Here is a 4839-nt window from a genome sequence, read left to right on the forward strand (position 1 = left end):
AACACGCCCCGGCAGACAAGCTCAAGTTACGCGCGGCAGTTGTTGATTTTGTCGCGGCACAGCCGGATTTTATGCCTTTGTTCAGGACGGTAAATTCGCCTTCCTGTTGCGCTTGCTTGCGCAGCACATTGATACTCCGGTTGGCTAGAGCGGATTGGTCGAGCGCGAACATGATCGATGCCACGCTCATGTTTTGCATGTCCGGGCCGAGCGATGCTGCTGTTGCCTCAATTCCATCAAGTCGCGCATCAAGCGATCCGAATCCAGACGCGGCGTTATCAACTTGATCGGCTCTGGACTTCAGATAGGCGGTTCGGTTAGCAAGCTGCGATGGTTGAACATTCAGCGTTCCGCCTGTTCCGCCCAGCAAATAATCGCCAGTTTCAATTTTATATACGCCGGCTTCCCAGACGGCTGATTCAGTAATATTCGACATACCACTCCTTAATAGATTAGTTTCCAAGTTCCCGTCAGGGACAGGTCGGAATCCTTAACAAGAACACCGCCACGGACTTTCCTTGCGTGCAATAACCCAGACGAAGTGAGAAGACCGAATTCTGAAATCTGCATCCCGTTCGCCTCACCGGAGCCAAGCGAAAAAGTAAAGAGAACGGAAAATTCGTCTGGATAGCTGTGACCATCGAGACTCTTTACAAAAGCATTGGAAAGGGCCGTGTTTCCGGGCGAGGCTGCATAGCCATTGGTTCCAAAACCAATATTCGCCACGTTCAATCCGGAGCCGTCACCACCAAGGAGCCTGACAACATTCGTCCTCCCCCTGCTAACGATCAGATTGTCGTCAACGTACTCGTCAACCAACTCCTTGCCACGGTACGTCAAGAGGGTGAATACGCCCCTTGGCGGATTTGATTTATCACTTATTTTCATAGGTAGCCTTCATGCCTGCGGATGTTGTCCAGAATACGGTCACGACTAAATGAGCCTGAAATTATTCTCGGATGCTTTCCCTGCGTAAATTCCTGCGCTCCCGCAAGTCGTGTAACCATTTGCCTTCCATCCACCGGACGCAATCGGGAATCCTTCGCCGACTGTATGCCGACCATTAGCTGTCGCTGATGATCGGACCGTAATGAAGGCGTCATCAATCCCAGCGTCTCGAACACCTGTAGCAAAAAACACCCCGTCTGCTAAAACAAATCCGTCTGCAAAAATAGGGGATTCAATCTTGTCCATCATGTCAAATCTTGCCGACATGCCCATCGGGTCAACCCCTATGTCCGCACGGTTCGCCGTTACGTTGATTCCAAGCCCGGAGGCGCTTGTTGATCCATTGGCAACTATTGACCCATCGCAGTAATTTCTCACGACACCTGCTGCGACTACAGACCCGTCCGCAAGCAGCCTGATCGGTGGGAACAAATCAATGCCGAAATCTATGGCCGGGGAAATTGCCGAAGCGTCACTTCCAGAAATGGCGGAATCCTCAACCCCTCCCTCAATAGCTACATGGCGCAGCCTTGTCCCTGCATCACGAAAGTTATTGATAACCCCTCGTATTTTGTCCATTAGTTCAGAAATTGAATCTGCGGACATCAGATCAAAGCCGACTTTTGCGTCAAATTCGCCGTAATATTTCATCTGGGCAGGACCGGCCATTTTTTGGCCGTCTGCCTCAACGCTTCCGTCCGCGAGCCAATAGGTTGTAATGGTCGCCATTGGTGCGTCAATAATTTGCGCTGGATATTTGAATGCGGACTTCAGTGCTATTTCAATTGATTTGTTATTTCCGCGAGATCGAATTGTCTCGAATATAATTCTCTCGGAATACAAAGAGTCCGATTCGCCATTTTGGCGAGCAACCCCGAAATATCCACCCCACTCATCCAGCCAGTAATCTTCAGACGATTTGATTGACATCTGACCGACCATCGCCAAGATCGCCGATTTGGCTTCGGAAAGCTCACACGCTAGAGCGTCTAAGTACATCCATAGCATAGAGGTGTAAGCATAAACGGCGTCCCCATCGCTTTTGGATTGATACCCTGATCCGGATATTAACGTTGCGGCAGAGGCTAAAAGGCTCTCCGATTCCGCCACGTCACTTACTGCTACACCATCAATCGTCAGTAGGTGATCGGCCAGCGTGCGCAGCGTGTAGTCATCAAGCGCTACTGAGAACAACAGGTTGTCAGCGTCGAATCCGGTTAATACCCGTGAAGCTATTGACCAGCGGAAAGAATCAGACCGGTGGCGAATGCGCAGGGCAAGAATGCTGCGGGGGTCTTTGTCAAAGACCGGGTAGTGAATATAGCCCAGCAGTTTTTCAAATAGGGTCATCAGACAGCGCTCAATGCGAATGTTCCAACTGAGGCTTTTTGCGTATTGGTAATTAAAACGTCAACAGTCGGAAAGGCAATGGCGACATTTTCCACTCCAGATACCGACATGACTGACGAAATTATTTCGGCTACCAGCGCATCGGAACCAATATTCAGCGCGCCAATATAGTTACCTACCGCCGATTGAACTTCCGCCATAACCGAAGTCGATGCAAACCCTGCTGTTACCGTTACTGTTCCAGTTACGTTGACCGTTATATTGCTTGCTGCGATAACGACTACCCTTACTCCTGCCGCCTTCCATCCCGGCACCGCAATTCCTGCCGTGTCGTAATATCCATCAATACGCTTTTGCGCATCCTCAAGAAGACTTGCCGAGGCGCCGGTAACGCCATTATGGATATAGGCATTTGCATGCCCAACTGGTTGCTGCGCGTCGGTAAGCCACGGCTCAATAATCTTCGTGTAGAGCGCTTTCTCTATTACTGATCCCTTAGAATCAGTTACCGAGGCCATACTAAGCCCGTAGTGCAGCGCTGCTACTGTCCCTCGATTGATAGTCATTATGTAATTTGCGAAGCGTGATTTTCGCTGGCTATCCGTCTCAATATCTTTCCCAGATGTAAATTCCGACAGGGAAACTGCGCCAATCATTCCGGGAAGAGAAGGCTGTAGCTTGAAATTCTCGCCAGCAACTACGTTACCAACAATCCCCGGAACGCTGGCGGTGACAAGGCAGTCAATATAGGACGAGCCTGCCGCAATGATCAAGTCGGCCGAAGTGGTAAATGTTCCGCCGACAAAGACTGATTTGAACACGGTTCCGGCGCTGATAAGCGTCACGCTCGCGGAGGTAGTGATGCTGACCCGGATATAACCGGTTGACGATGTTGCGGCCAGCCGGTCAAAACTGAATGAGTTGTAGATGGCAACCGGAATCGACTCTTTCAGGCCGATGAACATTTGCTGGTAAAGCTCGTCAATTTCTGCTGCTGGCGATTCAAACAGCGTGCGCGCAACAGAGCCAATGCGAAAGTCAGTGATTTTCGATTGTGTCGCTTTGGCGCGATTTATTAGGCCAAGCAGAATTGTTACAAAGTTCTTCGTCTGAAAAGCCATTAAATTGAAACCTCCAAGCTCAAATCCTTGCCATCAATCGGCTGGACGGTCGCGCTGATTTTGATCGCATCGCCATCCGCTACGGCAATGCAGGAAAGAACGTCTTTTACCCGGTCGTCTTCAAGCAGCGCCGACTTGACGTAAAAGGCGGCCAGCGCCAGTTGTGCCGAGCCCAGCTTATCGCCGCGTAACAGGCTTACCCAGCACCCATATTCCGGGGTAAAGCCACGGATACGCTTCTCGGTAACAATCCGGCGGCCAAGAGCGTATTTCAGGTTCTGAAATCCGGACTCAAGCTGCCAGTCGCCATCCGCCACGGCGAGCGCGCCGGTTTTGTCGAGGGCTACATCAATGCCGAAAGTTTCAAGCTCATCCGGGCTGATTCCGGACTCAGCCATCGGCAAGGCGATTTTTGCGCCCGAGAGCAGGACGCGCGGCCCGGCCAGTGTTGGATCATCAGTAATGAACGGCGGCAAAAGGTCATTGAGCCAGACCAGATCAAGCCAGCGGTCTGAATTTCCAAGCTCGCGCAGGGCAATGGCCTGCAGCGTGTCGCCGTAGTTCGTCTCGACGTAGCGGACAGTGATTTCAGCCATGATTAGCCCGTCCAGCCTTCAGGCATGGGCGCGCCCCAATCCTTGCCCGGCCATGAGGCGGCATACTGATCCGCCGTAGGGTACTCAAGATTGTTTGATTTGGACTTGTACGAAGAAACCGCCGTCGAATCGACCGTCACGCCGCCGCATATCGCGCCTGCGCAGTTCCCAGCGCCGGCCATTGTTTCCGTTGTTGGGTCCATATTGACCCCGTAAGTGATCGCCTCTGCACCAGCAGTCGTAACCGAAGTGGCCGACTTATCTTCAGTCAGGATCGCGGCAAAGGTATTTGACGACACATAAGATGAAACACCACTGCCGCCCGATGTGCTGGCACAGTTGCCGGTGCCGTTGATGTTGTAATCAGGGAGGAACCGACGTTTTTTGAATATGTTTGTCAGAACACACATCATGCTGGTGTAAGCGCTCGCCAGATTCTGAAACTCCGCTTTTATCTGCTGCGGCAAGGTCATAATCGCAGCAATAGTCAGGGCGATGTTCATGCCGGCGCGCATGATGTTCTGAGCGATTCCGATCAGTTCGCCAACAACCCCTTTGACGACACCTACAATTCCTTTTACGGCCGAGATAACCGCACGGGCGATTTGAGCCGTCAGCGCGACAAACTTTCCGATAGCTTCTTTTATGGTACCAAGTACGCCGGTTATTGACTTCAGGGTTTGCCCAAAGGAATCAAGTTTTGTGACCGAGGCGCCAAGGCTGGCGAGTGCGGACGCTTTCTTTTCTTCGGCGCCAAGGGCTCCGGATTCCAGCATTGACGCATGAAACCTCGGCAAACCCCGATGACATATTTTAGCTCCGCA

The 4839-nt window shown here is 51.7% G+C and carries 6 protein-coding genes; all 6 read right to left on the reverse strand.

Translation table 11 applies throughout. From position 1 onward, the window contains the following. On the reverse strand, positions 1-463 hold a 463-nt coding region (locus ACOYNV_RS25590; protein WP_422902640.1), incomplete at its 3' end, for a hypothetical protein. Further along, positions 445-888 (reverse strand): hypothetical protein, encoded by a 444-nt coding sequence (locus ACOYNV_RS25595; protein WP_422902641.1) that lies wholly within the window; start codon positions 886-888, stop codon positions 445-447. The genes ACOYNV_RS25595 and ACOYNV_RS25590, both read right to left, overlap by 19 nt. A 45-nt stretch (positions 889-933) precedes the next feature. Next, the gene (locus ACOYNV_RS25600; RefSeq protein ID WP_422902642.1) at positions 934-2298 is read right to left on the reverse strand and encodes a hypothetical protein; all 1365 of its coding nucleotides are present in this window, start codon (positions 2296-2298) and stop codon (positions 934-936) included. Beyond that, a complete protein-coding gene (locus ACOYNV_RS25605) occupies positions 2298-3419 on the reverse strand; it encodes a baseplate J/gp47 family protein (protein ID WP_422902643.1) in 1122 nt (373 codons plus the stop codon). Before ACOYNV_RS25605 ends, ACOYNV_RS25600 begins: the two co-directional genes overlap by 1 nt. Beyond that, a complete protein-coding gene (locus ACOYNV_RS25610) occupies positions 3419-4015 on the reverse strand; it encodes a hypothetical protein (RefSeq protein WP_422902644.1) in 597 nt (198 codons plus the stop codon). Before ACOYNV_RS25610 ends, ACOYNV_RS25605 begins: the two co-directional genes overlap by 1 nt. Positions 4016-4017: 2 nt before the next feature. Then, positions 4018-4839, reverse strand: an 822-nt coding sequence (locus ACOYNV_RS25615) for a hypothetical protein (RefSeq protein WP_422902645.1), incomplete at its 5' end; no start/stop codon positions are given.

Source organism: Propionivibrio sp. (genome assembly GCF_049316945.1).
Taxonomy (GTDB): Bacteria; Pseudomonadota; Gammaproteobacteria; order Burkholderiales; family Rhodocyclaceae; genus Propionivibrio.

Coding starts and splice junctions, on each gene's coding strand:
- ACOYNV_RS25595 (WP_422902641.1), bottom strand. CDS start 888: ATGAAAATAAGTGATAAATCAAATCCGCCAAGGGGCGTATTCACCCTC.
- ACOYNV_RS25600 (WP_422902642.1), bottom strand. CDS start 2,298: ATGACCCTATTTGAAAAACTGCTGGGCTATATTCACTACCCGGTCTTT.
- ACOYNV_RS25610 (WP_422902644.1), bottom strand. CDS start 4,015: ATGGCTGAAATCACTGTCCGCTACGTCGAGACGAACTACGGCGACACG.
- ACOYNV_RS25605 (WP_422902643.1), bottom strand. CDS start 3,419: ATGGCTTTTCAGACGAAGAACTTTGTAACAATTCTGCTTGGCCTAATA.